The organism is Pedobacter sp. V48 (assembly GCF_000523515.1).
Classification (GTDB): domain Bacteria; phylum Bacteroidota; class Bacteroidia; order Sphingobacteriales; family Sphingobacteriaceae; genus Pedobacter.
On sequence record NZ_AWRU01000019.1, the window covers coordinates 49824 to 74880 of the forward strand.

Sequence of the window (25057 nt, forward strand, 5' to 3'; positions counted from 1 at the left end):
ATCATAAAAACCGGCTCCATCCTTACAGAACCGTAGGCAATATGTGAGCTGGAAACACAAACCGGTACCAGCAAATTACTACATTCTCCTTTTTTAGGAACTATTGATCCGTAAGCTATACTATAAGGTTTAGGAGCATGCACACCTATATCTCCCTCATTCTGTACAAATCCCTTATCGGTTACATATCGTTGAGTATTATGCGAATCTAAAGCGTAAGAGCCCATTCCAATAGGTTGAGGCACTTCTTTCCTTCCTAAAGTTTCGTTTTCTGTAAGTACATGGTCACTGACCATCCTTCTGGCCTCTCTAACATAGATCTGGTGTGGCCAGTTACCATTATCTTTAAATTCATCCTTGGATAAACCCCATGTTTGCAGTCTTTTTTGCAGATCTGCAGGAATACGTGGATCTGTAATCATGAAATACATTAATCCTTTCTGATAATTTTCATGGTTTTTAATGATCTGCTTACGCTTCTCGTAAGATGCTTCCGGATAATCGTAGTTCATTCCAATATAATCGGTGCTGAACGGACCATGATTGTTGGTATCTGTTTTATGATTAGGGATGTCATCAAACTTATCAAACAGTTCTTTCCACCCACTCTGAAATACTCTTGCCAGCAATTCGTAATTTGCAGGGTCATAGTTATCTGGTTTTGGAAATGTAATTCTGTTCTCTGCCTTATTGGTGAGGCACATTCTAAAGCAATACGCTTGCAACTTACTATCGCCCTCGCCCTTTATTCCAGGTTCCTGATCAGATATACCAGCTAGTAGCCCGCTGCTTTTATCACCAGGAACTTTATATGGATCTATATTTGTTTTAAAATGATGGCCATGCTGAAACACTTCTGTTTGCACACCATTCCAGGTTTCTCCGTATACACTGTTTGCTTCGCGGCCTATGCGATAGCTAACTTTTGCAGCAGCCATCAAATCACCCTCATAAGTAGCATCAATAAACATTTTACCACTAAACTGCTTACCACTTAATGTAGTGATGGACGTAATTTTACCATCTTTCATCTCTACGCCACCTTTACGATTCAACCACTCATTGCGGTAAACTTTAATATTGCTTTCTTTAATAAAGTCCTCCATGATTTTTTCGGCAACGTGCGGTTCAAATATCCACATCGTCCGGTCTTTGCCATCTATAGCAGGTGTTCCTTGCCCTTTATTCCCATATTCTTCTTTTTTTTGCCATTTCCAGGCTGTATCTTGCTGATAATGGAGATAAACCCGATGATAAAAATCCCGGGACAAGCCTCCTATCACTTCTTTATTTCCGGTATCTGTAAAACCCAATCCACTGGATGACAATCCTCCGAGATGAACATCGGGGGAAATAACAATAACAGTTTTACCAAGTTTTATCGCAGTTACTGCTGCCGTTACCGCTGCTGAGGTGCCACCATAAATTATAAGATCGGCCTGGTTTGGCTTTACATCTGCTGCCTGCAGGCAAAAAATGGAAAATATTAATATCAGAGAGAAAGCAATTATAGTTTTATACCACATTTTATCATCAATAGGGTTAGACATTTATTTGGTTCGAAAAGCAAAATACATTATTTATTTTAAAACTCTCGGTGTGAGAGTCTTGATAGGGCGTTGCGAGGGCCTTAGTACGGCTATTGCCCCGTCAAGGCCCTGGCAACGCCCCAGCAAAACCGGGTATAGACTTTAACAATCAGAATCTTACACCAAGACTTGCAGAACAGGTGAGCATTCGGGTATCCAGATTATCACCTTGATCTGATACAGCGCGATTAAAAACCGGCAGCAGCGTGTAGCTAAGTCTAAAATCACCATAAAGGTTAATCTTAAATGGTTTGTTATCGCCCACCTTAATACCTGCAAGCAAGCTGTTGTTAAAATGATTTACATATTTTAAAGGCAGCGTTTCATTTCGTCCTCTGCCACCATCACCATCTACCCCATCTTCATATCTTAATTTTGTTTTTGAATTAACAGCAATGCCCGGTGCCATGCCGGCATAGGCCGATAAGAAGAGCCTGTATGCACTTGGTTTAAAATTGTAACTGATCAGGATTGGAAATTCCACATAATCAATATTGAAATTATAGTTATTATAGGCCTGTTGCTCCTGTCCATCGTCGTCAACAATAATTACATAATTGTTCTTTTCCCTGTAAACCATGCCTCTCGAATTAAAGAGCAATTCAGCACCAAGTGTAATTCGTTCTGTTAATCGCCCATCGGCAGTTAATCCAACAAGTGCAGATGCTCGGAAATATCGGTTAAAATAACTGAGATCGGTTCTTTTTGCGTTGGCTGTGGGTGTTACGTTGCGTGTAAAAAGAGAGCCGTTAATGCCTGTTTTAATACCAAACCTTACCTTTTTCTCAAAATCAGGCTGTTCCTGGGCCTGAACATACAGCCCATAGAAGAGCAGTATGAAAAAACATAATTTAGATTTCATAGCGAGTTTTATTTGTGTGTACTCTAATTTATGAAATATAATCCGTTATTTATCGTAACATTTTGAGCGAGAAAGCTTTACTATTCCATCTCCTGAAGTTCTTCCGGACGGATTTTGCGTTCCGGACGATAGCCAATCAAAGCAAGGTTGATTTCGTCCTGTTTGTTGGGATTTATTAAACGCGAACAATATGAATCGCCGTTTTCATAGCAGAAACTAATTACTACACGTTCCTTAGGGTAATCAATCTCTGGCAATGTTCCTAATACCTCATATAGGTTGTTAAGTGCATGGCTAACATCATCCGTTTCAGGTAAAACAAATAAAATCTCATCTCGTTTAGTGTCAAAATAGCTAATTGAGCGCCAGTTGCGGCCAAGATAATGTGCTTTTAGATTTACTAAAAGTTCTGATTTGTAAGGATGGTCCATTTATTACGTTGCTTGCTTCCGCTAATATAGCAGTTTTGGCTTAATAATAGTTGAGGCTGGCATACTTTCTATATACCAGCTTCAATCAGATCCACTACCTTACAAGAAATTGATTTCCGCTTTTTAAGCTGCTAACCGTATCAGCCAGTTTATCAACCTCAGCACAAGTGTTATAGAATGCCAAAGATGGCCGCACTGTTGCTTCCAGTCCAAACCTTCTCAGAATGGGTTGAGCACAATGATGACCAGACCTTACTGCAATACCTTCTTTACTTAATGCCTCGCCAACTTCAGTAGTTGTAAATCCATCTAATACAAATGAAAGCACACTCGTTTTATTAGCTGCCGTTCCAATTAAGCGCAATCCTGGAATTTGTTGTAACTGCTTTGTTGCGTATCCTAACAAAAAATGCTCATAGTTGTAAATGTTATCAATCCCAATCTTTTGAACGTAATCTATTGCTGCGCCTAAACCAACTGCATCGGCAATGTTACCTGTTCCTGCCTCAAAAAGTGAGGGCGCAGGGTTAAACTGAGTATGTTCAAAGGTTACATCTTTAATCATATTGCCGCCACCCTGATAAGGCTGTGAATTATTCAACAATTCCTCCTTACCATATAATACGCCAATACCTGTAGGTCCAAAAATTTTGTGACCAGAAAACACAAACCAATCTGCATTAAGTGATTGAACATCCGTACCAATGTGAGAAACAGACTGTGCACCATCGGCAAGTACTTTTGCTCCCGCAGCATGAGCCATTTCTACAATTGTTTTTGCCGGAGTTACCGTTCCCAATGCGTTAGATACCAAGGTGAAAGAAACCAGTTTTGTTCTTGGATTCAGCAATTTTGCGTATTCATCAAGAATAACTTGACCATCATCATCAACCGGGATCACTCTTAGTTTTAGATTCTTCTTTTTGGCCAATAACTGCCAGGGAACTATATTGGCATGATGTTCCAAATGGCTGATGMTRMKKKMGYMRMMSTMCTGRAGATATTGGGCACCCCAGCTATCTGCGACAAGGTTTATAGCCTCAGTTGTTCCGCGTACAAATACCACTTCATTTGCTGATCTGGCATTGATAAAATGCTGTATCTTTTGTCTTGCTGCTTCATAAGCATCGGTAGAACGGGCGGCTAGTTCGTGGGCAGCACGATGTATATTGGAATTTTCATGTGTATAAAAATAGCTTAACCTTTCTATTACCTGTCGCGGTTTTTGGGTGGTTGCAGCGTTGTCCAGCCAAACCAGGGGCTTTCCGTTTACATACTCTGAAAGGATTGGGAAATCGTTACGAACAATGTTTACGTTAAATGCAGGGTAAGATTGGCCGGTTATTTCCCGGTAGTCTCCTTTGGTAAGTTTTTCTGCAGAAGAGAAGTAATATGAATGTTCTCCTAAAACTGCTGAAGGTGTAAATGGCAATTGAGAAGAAGGACTGTAAACATTAACTGCAGCCAGCGCCTTGCTCAGTTCTTTCTCAAAGGGTCTATCGTTTTCAAACGGCAGGGCATTCGCTGATTTAACACCTGGCGAAATCCCCCCGCTTCCATGTGTGGAGGCAGGCACATGGCCAAGCCCCAGGTTGTTAGCATCCGACAGGCTTGTTTGTGGATCCAGCAGGTTGACAGAATTCCCCTGATTAATTGCCGAAGGTGAAGATTGGGGTTTATCCAATGCCCCAGGGGCCGAGAAAAAAAATTCATTTGCCAGTTTCTCTAAGAGATGTACATCTGGCAGTCCATTCGGACCCTTAATTGTGCCACTCATAACCTAGTATTTATATTCATGATATTTATTAATTTCCACATCGTCGAGTACAGCAATGGCATCATCAACCAAAACTGCCAGAGAGCAATAAAGAGATACCAGATAAGAAGCAATTGCTTTTTCATTGATGCCCATAAAGCGCACTGATAAACCAGGAGATTGCTCACCGGGAAGATCTGGCTGATATAAACCAACTACACCCTGACGGCTCTCTCCCGTTCTGATGAGCAATATTTTACTTTTGTTATTTTCGATAGGGACTTTGTCGGAAGGGATTAAAGGAATTCCTCTCCAGGTGATGAACTGAGAACCGAACAAAGATACCGTTGGTGGTGGTACGCCTCTGCGTGTGCACTCTCTGCCAAAGGCAGCAACGGCTAATGGATGAAGGAGGAAGAATCCGGGCTCTTTCCATACTTTAGTGATCAACTCATCCAGATCATCTGGTGTTGGTGCACCTGAACGTGTAGAAATACGCTGAGAAGGTACAATGCTGTGCAACAAACCGTATTCTTTATTATTGATCAGTTCGCTTTCCTGACGCTCTTTAATTGCTTCAATAGTAAGGCGCAATTGCTCACTGATCTGGTTGTAAGGTTTGCTATACAAATCGGAAACCCTGGTATGTACATCAAGCACGGTATTTACTGCGCTAAGCAGATACTCACGTGGCTGTGCTACATAATCAACAAATGTGTTTGGCAATACACGTTCGTCTCTGTTAGAGCAATCAACATCCACTGATTCTCCTTCTTTTACTTTGTTTACTCTGTAAATCCCTGACTCTACGGGCGTCCAGCTTAAGAGATGAGGCAACCATCTTGGGGTAATAAATGATGCCTGCGGTACGGTACGAGTTGCAATAGCCAGCGGTCTTGCGGCAACATCACCTAATGCGGTTTGTGTTGGATTTAATTTTTCTGCCATGATTTGTTTAATTAATTATGTATGAATAGATCTATTACTTTAAATTAATCTTGAAGCCACTTTATCCCAATTCACTATATTCCAAAAACTGGCAATGTAATCGGGCCGTTTATTTTGGTATTTCAGATAGTACGCATGCTCCCAAACATCCAGCGCCAAGAGTGGAGTTCCTTTAATTTCAGCATTGTCAAATAAGGGATTGTCCTGATTTGCAGTTGAAGTAATTTTTAAGGTTCCTTTATCATTTACCAACCAGGCCCAGCCAGAACCAAAACGGGTGGCTGCAGCCTGAGAAAATTGTTCTTTAAATTTATCTGTTGACCCAAAGGCTGAGTCAATGGCTTCTTTGATTTTTCCTTGCGGGCCCGTGGAAACGCCGGGTTTTAAGGATTCAAAAAAGAAGTTATGATTCCAGGCGCCGCCACCGTTATTGCGGGCTTTTGCAGATAGCTTTGATGCATTATCAAAGAAATCTTTAACGGAGCCGAATGTTATTTTTTCGGCGACTATAGCATCATTTACATTTTTGATATACGCTGTATGATGCCTGGTATAATGGATCTCTGTAGTGAGTGCATCTATATAAGGTTCAAATGCATTATATGGATAACCTAATGGTACCTGAGAAAATTTTAAAGGAGCTTGTGATGCTAAAGCACCTGTTACATTAAGAATTAAGGGAGTGCCAATAGCTATCCCGATAGATGCTTTAAGGGAGTTTTGAATAAAATTTCTGCGACTATTTGTTTTCATAACCAATTGTTTTTTCTAAATATATAATTTATATATTAATTCTACAGAACTAGTAGATTATTTAACAAAATAGTTATACCTTTAGCCCAAATCATACACAATTTCTAATCGAAATTTGTTAGCTCGTCTGAGTTTTGTTTAAAATTTAAAGCCAGGTCGGATGACCTGGCTTTTTAAATTATAGTTGGTTTAAGTGTTTTTTTATTTTATAAGGATCACATCGTCGAAGTAAAAACTTTCATCTTGTTTTTCAGGGCCTTCTATCCAGAAACCTAATTGCTTCATGGGGCCTTTTTTCCAAAGCTCAAGTGTTGTCATCGGGATTTTGAAGTAAGTCCATACATTAGCAGGCACTATTATTGGAACGCTTCTATCTGAATTTCCATAACCCCCTGCCCTTGCATCGCCTGTTACATAAAGCGTATAATCGGCCGAAGCTCCCTTAACCCAGAACGACAAGTAATTATACTCTGGCATATTGGCTACACCATTCCAGTTTGCAAAACCATCAGCACTCCAGTTTCCTTTGTTATATCCTGCTTTAAAGGATTTGGTTCCACTTTTGGCAAAATCAGTGGATATTGAAGCCGGACCCCATGATCCGTTTTCGAAACCATTACCATAATCGTCTGTAAAGATCTTATAGGCTTTATCCAGATTCACAAATACCTGATTTGTGGTAATTGGCCCGGTAGAGTTGGTAAGTATTAGTTTTGCACTGTTTACCGTAGTTGCAGGCATTTTAATTACCAGTTCTTTTTTGGATTGAGATACGATACTGGCCTCAGCTTCTGCGCCATCCAGACTTATACTGGTTACATCCTCCAGGTTGTTTCCAACCAGGGTAATTTCTGTGCCTTCAATAAAGTTATAGTTAGAAGCTGAATTTACCAAAGGCAAAGCAACAACATTAAATGGCACTTTTAACTGAACTCCAAGTCTGTTCGTTAGGATGATGTTTTGGGCACCACCATTTGCAGTATCGGGAACTCTAAATATCAATGCATTATCTGTATTTAGTGTCGGGTTAAATGAAGCGGGTACATTCCCTTTTTCAAAAACAATACTGGTCATATCGCCCAGGCCACTTCCGGTTAAAGTGAGTACGGTGTTTCCGCTTGCCCTTTCCGGATCAAGCTTATTGGCCACCGGACTATTGGACGCTTTACTGTTCGACTGCTCTTCTTTTGTACAGCCTGCTATGGTTAATGTTCCTGCCATACATGCCAGCAGGAATATCTTTAGATTTTTAATAGTTTTCATATCTATTTATAATAAGCTACTGCAGGTTCAAGCAGTAAAGGATTAATAACTGTTTCTGGTTGTGGTACCGGAAGGTACAATTGCTTTGCTGAAGTAAGCGTAGCTTTAAAGCTGGTTAACTGGCCGTTACCACCTAATGTACCACGCTCCTGCGCGGCTATCATCTGCTGTGCCTTAGCAAATCCTTGTCTTTGGATGTCAAACCAGTAGTCGCCTTCAAACGCGAACTCCACTTTGCGCTCGTGTAAGATATCATCAAGCGTAATGTTGGTTAAACTTACCAGACCAGCACGGTTATGGACTTCGTTAAAGGCACTCAAAGCGGTAGCATCACTGGTAGATCCCCCTCCGGCCATTACTGCCTCTGCATAAATCAGCAATACATCAGCATAGCGAAGAATATAGGTAGAAATGCTGTTGTGGCTATCAGAAGTTACCATTTCCGAGCTTCTGTTTGGTCCTACAACATATTTCTGAATATTGGAACGCGTGCCTGTTTGAATTTTAAAATCGCTCGTTATCCCGGTAGTATCATAAGTAAATCCGTTAGGGAAATTGTCATTGATCCAATCTGCTTTATGAAAGCCCTGCTGCATTACCGACCATCCTTTTCTACKGTCGCCGGTGGCATAACCTGTTGAAGCATTTAGCATATCGAATGAAGGAACCACTGCCGAATAACCATTTCCTCCTGTTGGTTTTGGTTTTAACAATGGTTGAGGCCCTACATAAAGCATGTACCTGTTTCCCCCATTCCAGCCCATAGCTGCTAACCATCTTAATGAGAACAACATTTCCTTATTGTTTTTGTTGGCGATGTCTGACGAGGTAAACATGCCCTGAAAATCAGGATTCAGGCCTATTCTTTTGGTTGACGTTGCATAGTCCATAACCTCTTTGGCTTTTAACCTGGCGTTTTCATAGTCTTTTAGGTAAAGGTAGATCTTGGCCATCATTCCTTTAGCTGAATATTTATTAACCCGACCATCCTGAGGTGCTATTTCGGGTAGGTTTTCTTCAGCAAACTTAAGGTCCTCAAGTGCAAATTTTAATACATCTTTTTGCAGGTATCTTGGTGTTGCAGGTGCCCCGGCTTTGGTTAGATCTACCGGGTTTTCTACTATGGGTGCATCGCCGAAAGCGCGGCCGATATAGAAGTACGCAAACCCACGGATAAACTTGGCTTCAGCTATACCTACGTCCAGATAGGAAGGATCGGCCACCTGAGTTTTTTTATTCATGAAAGTATGAATCAATACAGAAGCCTGTCCAGCTGCTTTGTAGCAAGATTTCCAGGTGTCCATTACTAAACCATCTGTACTTTGGATATTAAAATTATAAAATGAGTTATATTGTGCGTTGCCCTGCACGCCGGTTACGGTACCCCCAAGGACATCACCTACAGATATAAAGGCTTTGTCAGACCAGTCGTTCCATACAGAATTGTACAAAAGTCCTGTGGCACCATTTACTTCGGCTGCTGTGGTATAATAACTTTCAGTGGTTGGCCCCGTTTCTGAGGGGTTATCTAGGAAACTCTTTTTACAGGAAACTCCAATTAAAGCTACTGCAAAAAATATGATGATGAGATTTGTTTTCATTACTTTAATTTTTAGAGGTTAGAATTCAATATTGGTGCCCAGGGTGAATGTTCTTGGAACCGGATAATGACCATTGTCGATATTCATGAACCTGATGTTGTTATTAAGCGCTCCCAGTTCCGGGTCGTAACCCGAATAATTGGTAAATGTGTACAGGTTTTGCACAGAAACATAGAACTTGGCATTGCTCACTTTTATTTTGCTTATTAAAGATTTTGGCAGGTTATAGCCCAACGCTACGTTCTGTATCCTTAGGTAAGATCCATCCTCAATATATCGATCAGAAATTCTATTGTTATTGTTGTGCCATTGATTATATCTTGGCAAATCTCCATTAGGATTGTTTGCAGAGTATCTGTTCAATACAGTAGTAAGCTGATTGTTGTAAGGAGAGCTCAATGCTTCGGTTTGGCGGCGACTATAGTTAAAAATATCACCTCCCTGACTACCATAAATGAATATCGAAAGGTCAATTCCTTTATAGCTAAAGGTATTTGTAAAGCCGTAGGTGAAGTCTGGATTAGGATCACCGATAACGGTAACATCCTTGTCATCAACTACCTTATCGCCGTTTAGATCTTTAAACCTTACATCGCCCAGCCATAAGCTACCTGGAGCAACTGAGAGTCCGTAATCTATCCCATTATTTAGTTCTGCCTGCGATCTGAATAATCCATCGGTAACATAGCCATAGAATGCACCAAGCGGGCGGCCCTGTTGAGATAAGGTAACCAAAGATTTGGTACCATATTCATCAAAAGTACCAGGCAAAGTTGCATTAGGCTCGTTCATCCTGTTGAGGATATTTTTATACCTACTGAATATGATATTGGTTTTCCATGTGAAGTTGTTATTTTGAATGTTATAAGAAGTTAGTCCGATATCAAAACCAGTATTGGTCATGCGACCATCGTTTGTTGTTGGCGTTTTGATGTCGTTCCATGCCGTTCCTAAACCAGAATAAGCACCAAGCTGGGTGGCTAGTAACATATCTGAGGTTACTTTTTTATAGGCATCAAAGCTGAATTCTAATCTTTTATTCCAGGTGGTAAGGTCTAAACCTGCATTGTAGGTATTGGTAGACTGCCAGGTAATTAACAGGTTATCTACGTTATCAGGCAATCCGCCCGGACCAAATGGTGCAATGGGAAACAGTCTGATATTTGCAGAGTATAGGTTGCCTGAGCCGGCATCCTGCCCTCCAACCTCTCCATATCCAAATCTTAGTTTCAGATAATTAACATATTTGTTGTCTTTTAAAAAAGATTCATTGCTTGCTGTCCACGATGCCGAAACTGCCGGGAATGTACCCCATTTGTGGCCTGGTCCAAAGTTAGATGATCCGTCTCTTCTTATTGTTCCGCTGATGGCGTACCTGTTGTCATAATTATAGTTTAAACGTGCAAAAACAGACTCCATGCTCCAGGTTGCAGCCCCCGCTCCTATGCCTTGCGTATCGCCTGCATCACCGGCATTTAAATTTGGAATATTAAGAACCAGGTTATCTCTGTTGGCATTGATAAAATCGTATTTGGATCTTTGTGCCTCGTGACCTAATGTAGCAGCGATGTTATGCTTACCAAAGGTTTTGTTATAATTAGCATAGTTTTTCATTGCCCAGTAAAGACTGTTGTTCCTTTGCTCTCTAAGTCTGGCAGGAGAAAGGATGACAGCTTTGGTTTCGGCATTTTGTACATATGGCTGAAACGCCTTATCGCTACTCAGATTAAAATCAAAGTTACCCTCTGATCTGATGGTAAGACCATCTATAATGTTCAGGTCTGCATATACTGTTCCGAAAGCTTTTGAAGATTGATTGCTTACATCTCGCAACATTGCTAACGCAACCGGATTGTTTGGGTTTCCAAAGGTACTTCCACCTATAACGTTGGTAGAGATATAATTGCCAAAAACATCTTTAACAGGAGTTACTGGACTATTATAAAGCACGGTACTGGTAACGGCATCGAAACCATCTGAAAGGCCAATCTGCTGATTGGTTCTGGACAGGTTTGCAGTAATACCAGTTTTTAACCATTTAGTAGCCTGATGGTCTATATTAGCTCTTAGCGTTATTCTTTTAAACCCTGTTTTGATTAGTGTTCCTTCCTGATTAAGATAGCCACCAGAGAAATAAAACTGTGTTTTTTCTGTTCCTCCTGAAAAACCAAGTTGATGGCTTTGAGTAAATCCTCTTCGGTAGATCTCATCCTGCCAGTCGGTACCCACACCTAATAAGGATGGGTTTTTAAATTCCGCTATACTATCCATTCCACTTCCCGGAACTCCTCTTACTTCTAAAACCAGCGAGTTCATGTATTCTGCATTTTGGCGCAGATTCATAACAGAAAGCTTTTTAGGGACTTCTGAAATACCAACATAGGAGTCGTAAGTGATTTTACCCTGGTTGGCCCGGCCTCTTTTAGTATTGATGAGTACTACTCCATTGGCGCCTCTGGCACCATAAATGGCCTGTGCTGATGCATCTTTCAGGATATCGATGGTTTCAATATCGGCAGAGTTTAAGGTTGCCAGCACACTTTGCCCGGTTTGCCCGGAACCGCCCCCTAAAAAGTTCTGTTCAAGAGAACTGCTTTTTGAGTTCATAGGAACTCCATCTATTACATATAAAGGTTCGTTATTTTCGCCTGTTGAGGTAAGTCCTCTGATTCTTACGGAAACACCTCCACCAGGCTGACCACCATTGTTATTTATGGTAACACCTGCTACCTTACCCTGTAAGGCCTGGTCTACGCCTGCAACTGGTAAATTTTTAATGTCCTTTTGGGAAACAGAAGAAATTGCTGAGGTTACTTCTGATTTACGCAATGTACCGTAGCCGATAACTACTACGTCTGATAAGGTTGAAGTAGAGGATTCAAGGTTAGCGTTAATTACTGAGCCTGAACCTACGGTAACTTCTTTTGTGGTCATACCTACATAGGAAAATACAAGTACATTTGCATTTGAGGTGACCATGATGGAATACTTACCCTCGTTATTGGTTAAAGCTGTGGTTTTGGTTCCCTTTACCACTATAGATGCGCCAGGTAAAGTTGTTCCGCTTTCATCGGCAACAACCCCCTTAACTATTCTATTTGCAGTACTTTGGGAGTAACCGGATTTGGTGATTCCGGTAAGTGTAAAGATCATGAACAGGATAAAAATCCATTCATTACAACTTGTTCTTGTCGTTTTCATGTTTGGTCGTCATATTTGGTTTAGTTAAGATTCCCAGGGGATGGGTTTCTATTTGTTAAAACTAGATACAACTGAATCCTGTATTGCTAAAAAAGGGGTACGCAAATGTTAACCTTTAACAAAAAAGGCTACAAAGCAGTAATATCCTTGTTTTCGGCATATTTAGAAGGGAGTACATCAAATTCTTCTTTGAAAGATTTGACAAAGTTCTTGGTCGTTTTAAAACCTACCTTATAACAGATCTGCGAAACGGTTAATTTCCCCTGCTCCAGCAACTGCGCTGCCCGCTTCAAACGATAAGACTTGATAAACTCCAGCGGGGTTTTCCCAGTAAGGGCTACAATTCTTTTGTATAAGGTTACACGGCTTACCAGCATCAGGCTGCTAAGCATATCAACAGAGAAATTACTATTGCCTATATTCTTTTCTATTTCCTTAAGAATCTGCTGCAGGAACTGTTCATCAGGACTTTCCATTTCTATGGTTGCCGGTTGCACTTCTACTTGCTTCTGGTAAAGCTTCCTGAACGACTCCTGCTGAATCAGTATGTTACGGATTTTGGAGTTCAGGATTTCAAAACTAAACGGTTTGGTCATGTAATCATTGGCTCCGGTTTCCAAACCTGTTAGCTCCTGCTCTTCGCCAGTTAAAGCGGTTAACAGCACAACTGGTATCTGGGTTGTTCTGGAATCGCCTTTGATCTTTTTGCAAAGTTCAATACCATTCATTTCGGGCATGGAAATATCGCTGACAATAATATTTGGATGGTAGAATAATGCCTTTTGCCAGCCATCTTTTCCATTCCCTGCTTCTATTACGTTAAAGTCTTCCTTTAAATTATCTTTAAGGTAAAACCGCAGGTCAGCATCATCTTCAACAAGTAATACCGTTGCTTTTTTAGAAGAGATCATAACGTTTGCATGCTGATTATTTAATGTGTCCTCCTCAGCAATCAGATTATCTACGAAGATATCTGTCGGATTACTTTGACTTCTAAGTTCTTCGAAAGGTAGTAAAATGGTAAAGCAGCTGCCAATGTTTTCATCGCTCTCTAAAAAGATCTCGCCACTGTGAAGTTTTACAAACTCTTTGGTTATTGCCAAGCCTATTCCGCTACCCTGATTAATGATAGACTCTGGAATATCATTCTGAAAAAAGCTTTCAAATATCTTCTCCTGTTTCTCTTTTGGTATGCCTATTCCGGTATCACGAACTTTAATCTCAACCATGTACTGATCAATCATAATACAGTCTACAGACACATTTACCTTTCCATTATCCAACGTAAATTTAAAGCTGTTTGAAAGCAGGTTGAAGAGAATCCGCTCTATTTTATCATGGTCAAAATTTACATCAAGCTTCTCGTAAGTAGCATTAAAGGTTAGTTGGATGTTTTTCTGTTCAGCCAGGTCTTTAAAAGAATAAGTAATGTCTCTGATGAAAGAAATGATGTCGCCAGGTCTTTTTTGAAGTTTGATTTCTTTAAGCTCCATCTTTCTGAAATCGAGTAGCTGGTTTACCAGATTGAGCAGACGCTTTGCATTTTTCTGTATCAGGGAGACCTGCTCTTTAATGAGATTATCCGATGATCCTTTCAGAATTTTATCTATTGGCGCCAGAATCAAAGATAATGGCGTTCTAAATTCATGACTTACATTGGTTAGGAATTTGATTTTCATAGCGTCCAAATCTCTGTACCTCATTGCTTCTAAACGTTCATTATCAAGCAAGCGCTGTGATTCTACTTTCTCCTGTTCAATTAGTCTTTGAACTTTTTGTTTTTCCTGCTCTGCGGCAAATTGTTGTTTTAATTGCTGGATACCACGGTATCTGAAATAGTACAATGCACCCCCTATAGCCAGAAAATAAAGGACGTAAGCCAATGTAGAGGTATACCATGGGTTCAATATTCTGATCTTTAAGGTTACCGGTTTAGCATCAGAAATGTTTTCGGTGCTTGATGCCCGTACCTTAAACACATAATCTCCCGGATCAAGGTTTGTATATGTAGCCTTGCGTAAAGTATTATCTGCTGAGATCCATGTTTTATCGAATCCCTCCAGCATATATTGGTGCTTCACTTTGTGAGGGCCAATGTAATTTAATGATGCAAACTCTATGGTAAATACATTCTGATCGTGGTTTAAAGTAAGCTCTTTAGTATCAAATATTGCTTTTTCAAGTATTACCCGGCCATCAATTGCAGTGTTTGCCGTTACACTTTTATTGAACAGCTGAAAATCGGTTAGAAATAGTTTAAAGGTTTGATTATGAGATTTAATTAAAGAAGGCTGAAAAATATTGATACCATCAGGACCTCCAAATGCCAGTTCTCCGGTTTTTAGTTTTACTGAAGCTATTCGGTTAAATTCTTTACCCTGGAGGCCATCGTTCTCATCAAAGTTCTTGAAAATGAGGTTAAGTTTATTGCTATAAGTAACCGATATCTTTGATAATCCATTTGATGTGCTTACCCAGAAATCGCCTTGATTATCTTCCTGAATGTCCATGATGTTGTTATCAGGCAACCCATTTTCGATGGTGTAATTGTAAAAGGTTTTGGATTTGGGATTATAAATACTCAAGCCATCTCTTGTCCCTATCCAGAGGTAGCCCTTGCTGTCTTCAATAAAGCTGTTAATGTTGTCGTTGATGAGGCTGTTGTCGTTTTTGGGATCGTTTACTATCTTGATAAACTTTGTGCCTCCTTTCGGCAATACATTCATTCCATAGGATGTACCGGCCCAAATATTTTGATGCGAATCTTCCAATACCTTAAATACGTAATCGGAACTAATGAGACTCAAGTTCTGTGTATATCTTTTAAATTTCTTAGTGGTTCTGTTGAAGAGGTTTATTCCACCTCCCATAGTGCTTATCCAAAACCGATTTGATGAATCTTCCAGAAAATCAGAAACCTTATTATCGCTTAAACTTTCGGGATCTGACGCGTTGTACTTGTAATGGGTAAAATTGCCATTTTCCAGGTAATCGAAACCTCCGGTGTAGGTTCCAATCCATAATTTTTCAAAACGATCTATATAAATGGCTACAATGGCATCGTGAGAGAGGCTATTGTTGTTTGAAGGATCGTGCCTATAGGAAATGAATTTATGTGTACTCCTGTTATAATAAACCAAACCTTTGCCATTGGTACCAATCCAGATATTACCCAGCTTATCTTCGGCCATCCTGTTAATATCACTATGTATTAAACTATTGGGATCAGAAGAGTGCTTAATGAGGTTAAACTTAATGATATTGGGGTGGTAAAAATTGATTCCTTTTCTGAAAGTACCTATCCAAACCATACCCAGGTTATCATAATAGATACTGGAAATGCTGTTCTGGCTTAAACTTTTGCTGTCATTTTCGTTATTGAGGATATACCTGATACTGAAGTTTTTCTTATCAATAAGGTTAATGCCTCCATGATCAGTACCAATCCATATGTTGTCGCTATTGTCCTGAATAATACCCGTAACAATGTCAGAGTTCAGTTTAAGTACCGGTGAGTTTTTACTGATTTTATTCAGAACATTTTTTACGGGATCAAAGTAGTAAATACCTGTAGAGGTAGATATATCGTAGATCCATATCAATCCTTGCTTATCTATAAAGATCTTGTAAGTATCGCTTTCTTTGTTTGAGAACTTGCTCGACAGGTCTATTCTTTGCACAACAATATCAGTGTTCTTTTTTAGCATCTCAAGTTTTCCGTCGGAATGAATAAGCCATGCATTTCCGATTTTATCCTCTGCAATATCAATGATTGGGCTTGCCGAAAGACTGCTCTCTCTTCTGATTTTATGTGTTATATAGTTAGTTTTTTTTGTTACCGGATCGTATTTATATAATCCGGATGCAGGAGAAATAAACCAGAACGCCCCTGAACTACCCTTTTTTAGCGCTCTGATGGTGGTTCCAGGAACTCCGTATTTTGAAAGTTCTGGTTGTATATTGTGATCAAACAATTCGGTTACAGGATCATAAACATCCATTCCTGCTCTTGTTTCTATCCATAACTTATGATCGGGGCCTTGGGTTATAGAACGAACATCGCTATCGCTTATGGTAGATTTGTTTTTTATCCTGTGCCGGTATACTTTAAAGCTATATCCATCAAACCGGGCAAGGCCAGCAAGTGTTCCCAGCCAGATAAATCCTTTATTGTCCTTATAAAAGCAATTTACATCGTTATGCGGTAAACCATTATTAATATCCAGATGAGAAAACTGATACGGGTTATACTGTGCAGAGGAGTGTATGCTGGTAAACAGCAGGCTTACCCCTACCAAAAGCAGTATTTTCAATTTGTGTCCCATTCGTTCTATTCGGCCGCTATCGCTATTTTAAAGCTGATTGTCAATATACAAATACTTATTTATAAATGTCTTTAAGGTCCTTTTCAAAAAGGGTATAGGGATCATCATAGAATTTCTGAAAATCAGGGATGTTTGGATGACCAGGATAAGGCGCATAAAAATGAGTAGCGCTTTTGGTATCGTTACGCCATACCAAAACATAGCTCATCCTTATTTTATTACTTTTCATTACTTTAAGCAAAACATCGTTCCACCAGTTTGGATTAGTAAGCGATTCCAATCCGGTTTCGGTAAAGGCTGCAAGCTTACCGTTCTTTTGGGCGTATGCCGAAACGATTCGGAGTTTCTTTATGGCAGCATCCAGATTGTATTTACCATCGCGCCCCATATCACCATAATTATCCATTCCAAGCATATCTACCCATTCGTTGCCAGGGAAACGCTCCAAATATTGCTGTTCAGAATTGAATAGGTTATCAGGAGAAAATGCATAAATAAAGTTGTGTACTCCTGCGGTATCGCGTAAATAAGAAACTGTAAATTTCCATAGAGATTTAAATTCATCAACTGTACAATGTGATTTACCCCACCAGAACCAGTCGCCATCGAACTCATGATAAGGCCTGAAAATTACAGGGATAGAATTGCCATCCGGAGTTTTAAGGCTTTTTGCCCAATCGGCAACATTATTGAGAATTTTGAGGTACTTATCATGCGCTTTGCCCCCGGGAATAATATACCCAACAGCTGGTAAAGAAACCGAGTCTTTCCAGTAAAAGTCCCCTTCTGAAACAGGATTAGAGAAATGCCATGCTACGGTGGTCACTCCACCTCTATTATAAGTATCTATAACGTTCTTTCTTAAATGCTCTTTTGTTTTTTCAATCTGAGCTTGCGATTGGCCTGATAATCCAGACAGATCGATTCCAATAATGGCAGGATGAGATCCAACAACTGAATTAACATCCGAACGGTCAGCATCGCCAGACCAGCCATGGCCGTATTCAGTAGCATGCTGATGCCCGAATAAAGTATGCTTTTCAGATAATTTGTATAGGTTATTGAATAGGGCTTTGGTTTCTTTTGTTGCCAAAGGATCAATTAGGTTACGTTGCTGGGCTGTTGCCAGGTTTACAAGCAACATCGGGAGGATGATTAAAAAGTACTTCAGGTTCATAAAATTGTAATTTACTGATTTTTTAGGGAAGGCATCTCGTCTAATGTGATCACGTAGCTGCTGGCAAACATTTGTTTCCAAAGATCCAGGGAATTGTGTGCACCAGATCTTACGAAGTCTCCATACCAGGGCATAAACCACGACCATGCAGCTGCGTCTTTGGTTAGATTATCTACATCGGGCATAGACCCGCATTCACTTATGGTGATCATTTTTTTATTGCCATAAAGGTTGGTTAATGCATTAAACTCTGTTGTTTGCGCGGTATGATCTCCTTGTTTGTAAATGTCTCTTCCAACAATATCTACGTAGTCATCACCTGGATACCAGGCATCATCATTAGGTTCTCTGGTCCAAACCCATATTAAATTGTTTAATTTATGGTAATTTACCATACGATCGTACATCAACTGGTAAAGCTTTTTGCATGGGGCAGCTCCTTTTGCGCCCCACCAAAACCAGGTTCCCGCGGCCTCATGTAGTGGCCGCCATATAACGGGTACATTGTCTTTTTGCAGTTCATTCAACAAGTTTGCGACATAATCTATGTCCTTTAGCATCGCTTTATATTCTGCCGATTCTGTGTCATTTATCTTTGAAACATCAAAGGTTGTTTTGTTCGAATAGAATTCTTCTGTTGCTCTCGATGGATCTCGCCAATGCCATACCATTACCGGGATGCCATTTCTGAGCCAATAAGCCCTGGCATCTTTGATCGGCGTTTTATCGTCGTACCAGCTGTAACCACGATTACAATGCATAAAATCAAGTCCAATAATGGCCGGTTCTTTTCCTGTATTTGCTTTAAGCCAGTTAGTTTCATCAAAGCTATTGAGTGTCATTACTCCCGAAAGGATTTTCTTTCCATAGTTATCACGAAGAAATTGGTATAGTTTGCTGGCTTCTGGACTAGGATTAGGTGTTACCAGATTAGAGTTGATATTAAACCGATCTAAAGTTCCCGGCGGCTGTGATTTTTCTTCAACACTTCCGGCCTTTTTACAGGCGAATATTAAAAAGCAAAAAATGCAAGTGCTAAATGCCTTTTGCAGCACATTCAAATTCATGTTTACATTGGTTAGTTTACTATGAATTCGTAAAAGTATCGTACTGAATATTCCTTAATGCTAAAAAATGGGGTTCCAAATGTTAAACCTCGGAATAAAGAATGTCAGTTTTAAGAGAAAGCTCCTGCATTTGAGCAGGTTTATGTTTCCATCTTCTGTGGCTCCAAAGCCAATAAGCAGGCTCATTTTTAATAATATCTTCAAGAAACTGAGTGTGCAATCTGGTTATTTCAAATTCTTCGGTATCTGTTGGATTTAAACAGAGTGGAACACAATCAACCTCATAATACCCTCGTTTTAACACCTTAACTTTTAAATAAAAAATAGGTCGGTTTGTTTTTTTTGCAATTTTCTCTATTCCCAGTTGGATGTATGCCGGTTGGTTTAAGAATGTTCTGCAATAATGCAATTCACTTATTGACGGTGATTGATCATTACCAAAACTAAAAATACTTGGTGTATTTTTGCTTGCTTGAATAGCCCTTAAGGTTTGCCGCATTGGAATGAGTTTGTTCCCAAACCTGCAGCGGATTTCGCGAAACCATTTATCAAATATGAAATTATTTAAGGGTTTATAAATTGGATAGTGATCGGCTGAAAAGTTTAGTCCTATCCCTAAAGTTCCCCATTCCCAATTACCGTAATGTGCTGAGCAAACAAGTACGCTTTCTCCTTTATTTAGATATTCAATTACCAGCGCTTTGTTTTTAAATACAAATCGTTTTTTTATTTGCGCTTTGGAGATGTTAATCATCTTAATCACTTCAAAGATCAGGCTTGCCAGATATCTGTAGTACTTCTTTTCTATTACGACAATTTCTTTCAGTTCTTTTTCGGGAAAGGCATTAAACAGGTTTTCTCTTACTACCTGCCTGCGATAGCCAAAAACATAATAGAGCAAGAAGTAAGCTGCGTCTGCCCAAATGTATAGAAACGATAATGGCAGCAGGGATAATACAGCTAAAAAAAACGTCCCTAAATGAGAAAGGCTCTTTTTAAACATACTACAACGATTTTCTACAAAATTAAAAGCTTAGCCAAAAGGTTTTGCCATAAAAATGTTAGATTACTATTTTTTTAAAGACATTATTACTGATGCAATCCACCATTTTTGAATAAGTCGTAAGCAGTCTGGTAATTTGCTATAGCCTGATCTATTACGGTTTTAGACAACTTATCAGGGACTTGCTCATTAGTTGATTTACGATACAAAAAGGTTTCTGTAACCTTCTGTGGTCCCAGTATCACCAAACTATCGTTCTTTAAATAAGCAAGTTTTTGATACGTACCTAAAACTGCACGGGGCTGATAGGTAGGATTCAAAACATTCTGACCATATAGGTTGCTTTCATAATCCCATCCTAAAAGGCTGAACAATGTTGGATAAAGATCAATTTGTGAACAAAGCTTATCTATTACCATTTTGCCCTTTACAGGTAAATTTAAAACGATGCAGGGTATATGGTATTTGTCGATATCAATTTCATTCTTTCCGGCGCTGGCAGCACAGTGGTCGGCCACTATAATTACAATTGTATTTTTATACCATGCTTTCTTTTCAATCTTTTTAAGGAATGCTGAAATGGCATAATCTGTATAGCGAACGGCACCTTCCCTATTGCCTTGTTTCCTATCTATTTTCCCAGCAGGAAAAGTAAAAGGCCGATGATTTGAGGTTGTCATTACAAAGCTGTAAAATGGTTTTCCTGCTTTATCATCTGCATCTGATCCTCTTATCACTGCATCAAAAAGATCTCCGTCCGAAACTCCCCAGGCATTTTCAAAATGAACCTGATCATCCTGAATGATCGTTCTTTTTGTTAGGTAATTATCTCCTATTTTAATGTTTCTTCCCCTGTCTGTAATATTAAAGCCATTGCGACCAAAATATTCGTTCATATTGTCGAAATAGCCATCTCCACCATAATAAAATGTTCTGGTATAGCCCTCTTTTTCAAAGATATGACCCACAGTTGTCAGGTTTTCATTTCCTTGCCTTCTTACAATGCTGCTACCGGGGGTTGGGGGTATGGATAAGGTTAAGGCTTCCATTCCCCTTACTGTACGGGTGCCTGTTGCATACATATTTGTAAACATCAGATTCTTATCCGCAAGGGAATCAAGTACTGGTGTTATTTGCTGTGTATTACCAAAATGAGCAAGAAAACTGGCACTTAGACTTTCAACAGTAATCATGATTACGTTGGGTTTATAAAGCTGACCGCCATTTTGGATATTCCTTTTAATTGAATTCCCATTATTTACAAAAGTAGTCTGCTTGTCCTGTAGGTCATTTCTCATTAGAGCAAACGCCTTATTTATAGGAAGTAAGGTATAGAAATGATTAAAGTTTAACTCGTTGTTTTTAAACGCGGCAAAAATAGAATATATACCTGCCTTTGATAATTCGTTTTCGTAACGGTTGGTACTTGATTCGGAAAAAGAGTTAGTCAGAAAAAATGTGTATAATGAAGTTATAACAAGCAGGATTCCCGTTATAACTGCTCTGCCCTTAAATGTGATCGTAGATTGAAAAACATTTATAAAGATCCTTCTCTTTACAAAAAGCCACATTACCAACAATACCATTACCAATACGCCCCCAATTAAAAGTGGCAGCGGATAAGATTCATTTATGTTATTAATAACTTCGTAAGTATAAATAAGGTAATCAACAGCAATGAAGTTAAACCTGCTTTCAAACTCCTGCCAGAATGTAAGTTCAGCAAAGAATGAAAAGAAAGAAATAAGAAGGATTATAAAAAGAGCTACATAGGTAATGATCTTATTCACAATCGAGTCAGACCATCTATCTGGAAGTACAAGCAAATATAAGCTGTATAAAGTGGTTAAAAACAGACCAACTCCAACGTCATAAACAAAACCGAGCAGGTAAATTCTTAATACACCTAAGAATGAAAAGTCCGTTTTGCCAATCGAATCAATAAACAAAACAGTACGAATTAAGAAGGATATAAAAACAAAAATCGCTAAAAAAGAAAATAAGACGCTATATCTGCCCTTAAAGAGTTTACTAATCATATAAAATTTTATATAAAAAGCAAAGGTAGACGGGAATTCTGTTTGAATTCTGAACTTAACGTGTATACGGCAGCTCGCCTCTTTCTGTCATCATCACCATAACACTTTCTATGCTATAGTTCAATTTATGAAAAATAAGGTTTTCTCCCCGTTCTTCGTGGGTAAGAAAACTGATAAGGTCTTGGAACCTGACAACTCCAATGTGTTTTTTATTATAAAAAACAGGCATTGTATATAGCTCCTCTTTAAGCATGATATCTATTACCTCAACCACCAATTGCTCAGAATGCAGTACGACATCTCTATCCAACCCCCATTCTGAGGAAAATACTTCTTTACTCTGAATAATAACCCCCATTACTTTGACAAATTTGATAAGGATATCAAATTATTTCGCAAAATTAGCACTACCAACAAGAAATAAGAGCCAAAACAAGGTTTAAAAACACCTAATCAGGACATTTTTTATGACGCTAAGAAAAAAACAAGCAATAATTAATGAGATAGCTCCCCATATTTATTCATTTTAAGATGAAAGAAGTAATTTATCGTTTCGGAGTGGAGACAGATTGGGTTGAAGAATTGGCTGCTAGTCTTGAAGGATTTATAGACGGTAATTTTATCATTGTTGCTGATGATATATTAAAGGGCACTTATTATACACTTCAAATAAGTGAAAACATTACGGTTATGCTGGTAGATGTGATTTATCATCAGGATGTGCTATATAAAGTGCGGAATATTAAAAATGATTTTGCAGGAATATATTTCAATCTTACTGAAGGAGATTTGGTTCACGTTATGAACGATATCTCGCGCTCAGTGGGAAGATGGAATTATAATTTGGCAATTACAGATAGTCAGCTTGATATAGATTTTGTGATAAAGTCGGGAAGTAAATCGTACGGCATTTCCCTTTTCTTAAAGAAGCATATTCTAAGAGAATACCTATCCAAAACAGGTATCCTTGATGAGGTACTGAACAGGGTTTTTGATGAGAGGCAAAATACCCTTCTGCATTATGCGCATATGAGTAGTAACAGTTGGCATATCATCAATGAGTTTAGGAAAAGTGCACCAGGAAGCATATCTTTCAACCTCCTATTGAGTGGTCTGGCTTACAACTTGATGGCAGATTGCCTGGATAATATCATGAAAAGAGAAATTACGATTAGCAAAGTTCTTCGTACAGATCTTGCAATGATACTGAATTCACAAACAAATCTAATTAAAAAACAGGAGGGTATTTTCCCCGGAATAACTTCTTTAGCTGCCGAAGCAAATATGTCAGCAACAAAGTACAAGAAGCTTTATAAAAAAATTACCGGCCAAACCCCTAATGCCTTCTTCTTAAACAACAAGTTAGAACTTGCAAGAGATTTATTGGGATCTGGGCATTATACCATTAGAGAATTGGCCGAAAAATTGAATTTCACAAGCACCTCTCATTTATCAGAGCAATTTAAAAGTTACTTTGGGATGTCGCCTAAAGAATATGCAGCTTCATTGTAATGGCAACGAAAGACCAAATATCAGTCCCTCGCGATATAGCTCAAGGCTGTTCCTATTTTATGGATGTGATGCCCGGATTAATGGCTCTCGTTGTTGATTTTAGTTTGCAAAGAAGTGTTGAACTAAACAAGGTGGTTAATGCGGAAGACTTTTACATTGCCTATTATGATTTAAGCGATGAAATTGATATTCAAAAAATTAATGATACAAAAATGGGTTATCATTCGAAATTAGGAATGGTTGTGGTAGATGCCACACTAAAAAGCAGCTACACTCCTTCCCTTAAAATGTATTCTTTCTGGCTGCTCATTGCAAAGCCATTGCTACAAAAGTATCTTTTAGGCCCCACAGATAATCCTAAAATGGGGCACAACGATACAATTGTTTTTTCAAGTCATATGGACAGTCGTACCCGTCTGTGTATTCTTAAACTAAGAACCCGCAACTATAATGATCCATCATTTGAACTCTCTCTGCGTGGAACCTCCTTGCAGGTTTTTGCATATCTGGTAGAACGCATAAACGAAAGCGGCCCGGTACTAGGAAAACTTTCTGAATTAGATACCGCTCAGATCATCAGCACTCAGGCCTATCTGATGGAGCAACTTTTAGGAGCATTTCCAGGAATAGATTTTTTGTCAACCAAGGCCGGCATGTCCATTTCTAAATATAAAAAGCTGTTTAAGAGGATATTTAAAGAAAGCCCAAACAGTTTTTTTATTCGCGAAAAATTAAACCTTGCACAAGAGCTCTTGAAAAGCGGAAATTTTAATGCTATAAATGAAGTAGGTAAGGAACTTGGGTACGTAAAGCCGGGATACTTTGCCGCGATCTACAAAAATCAATTTGGACAATTACCTGGAGAAGTTTTCATAAAAACAGGGCATAAACCCAAAAATCGGCTAACTTTGCCTCATGACAGCAGAAGAATTTGAGGCGGCATTTCACGGAATAGAATTACCATCAGAAATAGAATTGGGACCAGGAGCAGTGATTAAAGATGTATCACTATTCTTACAGAAAGAATTAACTATCCTCAAAACCAGCAATCACCCAAGAGTACAGGAACCAGTTGTTTATAGATTGAATCAGGTTCTTGAAATCATTAAGGCAAAAGCGTTATAGCAAAAGACCGCATATATTCTTATGTTTGATTCAAAAGAGATCCAAATGAATATAGAAATACATCAAACAGGAGAAATAAGAATAGCAGAAGTTATTTCTGATAAAGTCCTGATTAAAAATCCGGAAGAAGGATTACAATTACTCGCAGATTTATACTACCAGGATGTTGATAGAATTATCCTTCAGGAACAAAACATATGTACTGAGTTCTTTGACCTGAAAACAGGTATTGCAGGAGAAATTCTTCAAAAATTTTCGAATTACAGGGTACGCCTGGCTATTGTTGGCGATTTCAGTAAATACCAAAGTAAAAGTATGAAAGACTTTATTTATGAAAGCAACAAAGGCAAACAAGTTAATTTTGTAGACAGCTCGGAAGACGCAATTGCAAAACTAAATCAATAA

The 25057-nt window shown here is 39.0% G+C and carries 17 protein-coding genes and 2 pseudogenes (1 of these 19 running past the window's edge); 4 read left to right on the top strand and 15 right to left on the bottom strand.

Going from position 1 to position 25057, the window contains the following annotated elements; genetic code table 11:
• The 15 genes and pseudogenes from N824_RS16540 to N824_RS16610 all read right to left on the bottom strand — a co-directional run.
• A pseudogene (locus tag N824_RS16540) lies at positions 1 to 1550 on the bottom strand (FAD-dependent oxidoreductase); it reaches 136 nt to the left of the window's first position.
• A gap of 148 nt (positions 1551 to 1698) precedes the next feature.
• Positions 1699 to 2451 carry a porin family protein gene (locus tag N824_RS16545; RefSeq protein WP_048906266.1) on the bottom strand — a complete coding sequence of 251 codons (753 nt, stop codon included), beginning with the start codon at positions 2449 to 2451 and terminating at the stop codon, positions 1699 to 1701.
• An 80-nt stretch (positions 2452 to 2531) separates the two neighbouring features.
• Positions 2532 to 2882, bottom strand: coding sequence for a hypothetical protein (locus tag N824_RS16550; RefSeq protein ID WP_048906267.1), 351 nt, complete (start codon positions 2880 to 2882; stop codon positions 2532 to 2534).
• 94 nt (positions 2883 to 2976) lie between these two features.
• Positions 2977 to 4659: pseudogene (locus N824_RS16555) on the bottom strand (family 2A encapsulin nanocompartment cargo protein cysteine desulfurase).
• Between the two features lie 3 nt (positions 4660 to 4662).
• Complete coding sequence (locus tag N824_RS16560) at positions 4663 to 5586, bottom strand: family 2A encapsulin nanocompartment shell protein (protein WP_048906269.1); 924 nt, start codon at positions 5584 to 5586, stop codon at positions 4663 to 4665.
• 39 nt (positions 5587 to 5625) lie between these two features.
• Entirely contained in the window at positions 5626 to 6339 is a 714-nt protein-coding gene (locus N824_RS16565; protein WP_048906270.1) for a superoxide dismutase, read from the bottom strand.
• 201 nt (positions 6340 to 6540) lie between these two features.
• On the bottom strand, positions 6541 to 7602 hold the full coding sequence (locus tag N824_RS16570; protein ID WP_048906271.1) for an IPT/TIG domain-containing protein: 1062 nt from the start codon (positions 7600 to 7602) through the stop codon (positions 6541 to 6543).
• A 2-nt stretch (positions 7603 to 7604) separates the two neighbouring features.
• The gene (locus tag N824_RS16575; protein ID WP_048906272.1) at positions 7605 to 9203 is read right to left on the bottom strand and encodes a RagB/SusD family nutrient uptake outer membrane protein; all 1599 of its coding nucleotides are present in this window, start codon (positions 9201 to 9203) and stop codon (positions 7605 to 7607) included.
• A gap of 18 nt (positions 9204 to 9221) precedes the next feature.
• Positions 9222 to 12404 (bottom strand): TonB-dependent receptor, encoded by a 3183-nt coding sequence (locus tag N824_RS16580; protein ID WP_235207156.1) that lies wholly within the window; start codon positions 12402 to 12404, stop codon positions 9222 to 9224.
• A 128-nt stretch (positions 12405 to 12532) separates the two neighbouring features.
• Positions 12533 to 16729 carry a hybrid sensor histidine kinase/response regulator transcription factor gene (locus tag N824_RS16585; RefSeq protein WP_048906273.1) on the bottom strand — a complete coding sequence of 1399 codons (4197 nt, stop codon included), beginning with the start codon at positions 16727 to 16729 and terminating at the stop codon, positions 12533 to 12535.
• 55 nt (positions 16730 to 16784) lie between these two features.
• The gene (locus tag N824_RS16590) at positions 16785 to 17906 is read right to left on the bottom strand and encodes a glycoside hydrolase family 26 protein (RefSeq protein ID WP_048906274.1); all 1122 of its coding nucleotides are present in this window, start codon (positions 17904 to 17906) and stop codon (positions 16785 to 16787) included.
• Between the two features lie 11 nt (positions 17907 to 17917).
• Positions 17918 to 18973: a glycosyl hydrolase gene (locus tag N824_RS16595; RefSeq protein ID WP_048906275.1), complete on the bottom strand. Its 1056-nt coding sequence runs from the start codon at positions 18971 to 18973 to the stop codon at positions 17918 to 17920.
• An 82-nt stretch (positions 18974 to 19055) separates the two neighbouring features.
• On the bottom strand, positions 19056 to 19976 hold the full coding sequence (locus tag N824_RS16600) for a lysophospholipid acyltransferase family protein (RefSeq protein ID WP_048906276.1): 921 nt from the start codon (positions 19974 to 19976) through the stop codon (positions 19056 to 19058).
• An 86-nt stretch (positions 19977 to 20062) separates the two neighbouring features.
• The gene (locus N824_RS16605) at positions 20063 to 22015 is read right to left on the bottom strand and encodes an LTA synthase family protein (RefSeq protein ID WP_048906277.1); all 1953 of its coding nucleotides are present in this window, start codon (positions 22013 to 22015) and stop codon (positions 20063 to 20065) included.
• A 55-nt stretch (positions 22016 to 22070) separates the two neighbouring features.
• Positions 22071 to 22373, bottom strand: a complete 303-nt coding sequence (locus tag N824_RS16610; protein WP_048906278.1) for a hypothetical protein — start codon at positions 22371 to 22373, stop codon at positions 22071 to 22073.
• Between the two features lie 173 nt (positions 22374 to 22546).
• Here N824_RS16610 and N824_RS16615 point away from each other — a divergent pair, with 173 nt between their 5' ends.
• The 4 genes from N824_RS16615 to N824_RS16630 are packed head-to-tail and all read left to right on the top strand — an operon-like array spanning position 22547 to position 25057.
• Positions 22547 to 23527: an AraC family transcriptional regulator gene (locus tag N824_RS16615; protein ID WP_048906279.1), complete on the top strand. Its 981-nt coding sequence runs from the start codon at positions 22547 to 22549 to the stop codon at positions 23525 to 23527.
• Positions 23527 to 24462: a helix-turn-helix transcriptional regulator gene (locus N824_RS16620; protein WP_048906280.1), complete on the top strand. Its 936-nt coding sequence runs from the start codon at positions 23527 to 23529 to the stop codon at positions 24460 to 24462. Before N824_RS16615 ends, N824_RS16620 begins: the two co-directional genes overlap by 1 nt.
• Positions 24443 to 24652 (top strand): hypothetical protein, encoded by a 210-nt coding sequence (locus N824_RS16625; protein WP_048906281.1) that lies wholly within the window; start codon positions 24443 to 24445, stop codon positions 24650 to 24652. Before N824_RS16620 ends, N824_RS16625 begins: the two co-directional genes overlap by 20 nt.
• A 45-nt stretch (positions 24653 to 24697) precedes the next feature.
• A complete protein-coding gene (locus N824_RS16630; RefSeq protein ID WP_048906360.1) occupies positions 24698 to 25057 on the top strand; it encodes a DUF4180 domain-containing protein in 360 nt (119 codons plus the stop codon).

Bases quoted from the DNA above. Each gene is read 5' to 3' on its own strand.
- N824_RS16580 (WP_235207156.1), bottom strand. From the start codon at position 12,404: ATGAAAACGACAAGAACAAGTTGTAATGAATGGATTTTTATCCTGTTC.
- N824_RS16630 (WP_048906360.1), top strand. From the start codon at position 24,698: ATGAATATAGAAATACATCAAACAGGAGAAATAAGAATAGCAGAAGTT.
- N824_RS16565 (WP_048906270.1), bottom strand. From the start codon at position 6,339: ATGAAAACAAATAGTCGCAGAAATTTTATTCAAAACTCCCTTAAAGCA.
- N824_RS16560 (WP_048906269.1), bottom strand. From the start codon at position 5,586: ATGGCAGAAAAATTAAATCCAACACAAACCGCATTAGGTGATGTTGCC.
- N824_RS16550 (WP_048906267.1), bottom strand. From the start codon at position 2,882: ATGGACCATCCTTACAAATCAGAACTTTTAGTAAATCTAAAAGCACAT.
- N824_RS16615 (WP_048906279.1), top strand. From the start codon at position 22,547: ATGAAAGAAGTAATTTATCGTTTCGGAGTGGAGACAGATTGGGTTGAA.
- N824_RS16610 (WP_048906278.1), bottom strand. From the start codon at position 22,373: ATGGGGGTTATTATTCAGAGTAAAGAAGTATTTTCCTCAGAATGGGGG.
- N824_RS16605 (WP_048906277.1), bottom strand. From the start codon at position 22,015: ATGATTAGTAAACTCTTTAAGGGCAGATATAGCGTCTTATTTTCTTTT.
- N824_RS16570 (WP_048906271.1), bottom strand. From the start codon at position 7,602: ATGAAAACTATTAAAAATCTAAAGATATTCCTGCTGGCATGTATGGCA.
- N824_RS16590 (WP_048906274.1), bottom strand. From the start codon at position 17,906: ATGAACCTGAAGTACTTTTTAATCATCCTCCCGATGTTGCTTGTAAAC.
- N824_RS16625 (WP_048906281.1), top strand. From the start codon at position 24,443: ATGACAGCAGAAGAATTTGAGGCGGCATTTCACGGAATAGAATTACCA.
- N824_RS16545 (WP_048906266.1), bottom strand. From the start codon at position 2,451: ATGAAATCTAAATTATGTTTTTTCATACTGCTCTTCTATGGGCTGTAT.
- N824_RS16620 (WP_048906280.1), top strand. From the start codon at position 23,527: ATGGCAACGAAAGACCAAATATCAGTCCCTCGCGATATAGCTCAAGGC.
- N824_RS16595 (WP_048906275.1), bottom strand. From the start codon at position 18,973: ATGAATTTGAATGTGCTGCAAAAGGCATTTAGCACTTGCATTTTTTGC.
- N824_RS16600 (WP_048906276.1), bottom strand. From the start codon at position 19,976: ATGTTTAAAAAGAGCCTTTCTCATTTAGGGACGTTTTTTTTAGCTGTA.
- N824_RS16585 (WP_048906273.1), bottom strand. From the start codon at position 16,729: ATGGGACACAAATTGAAAATACTGCTTTTGGTAGGGGTAAGCCTGCTG.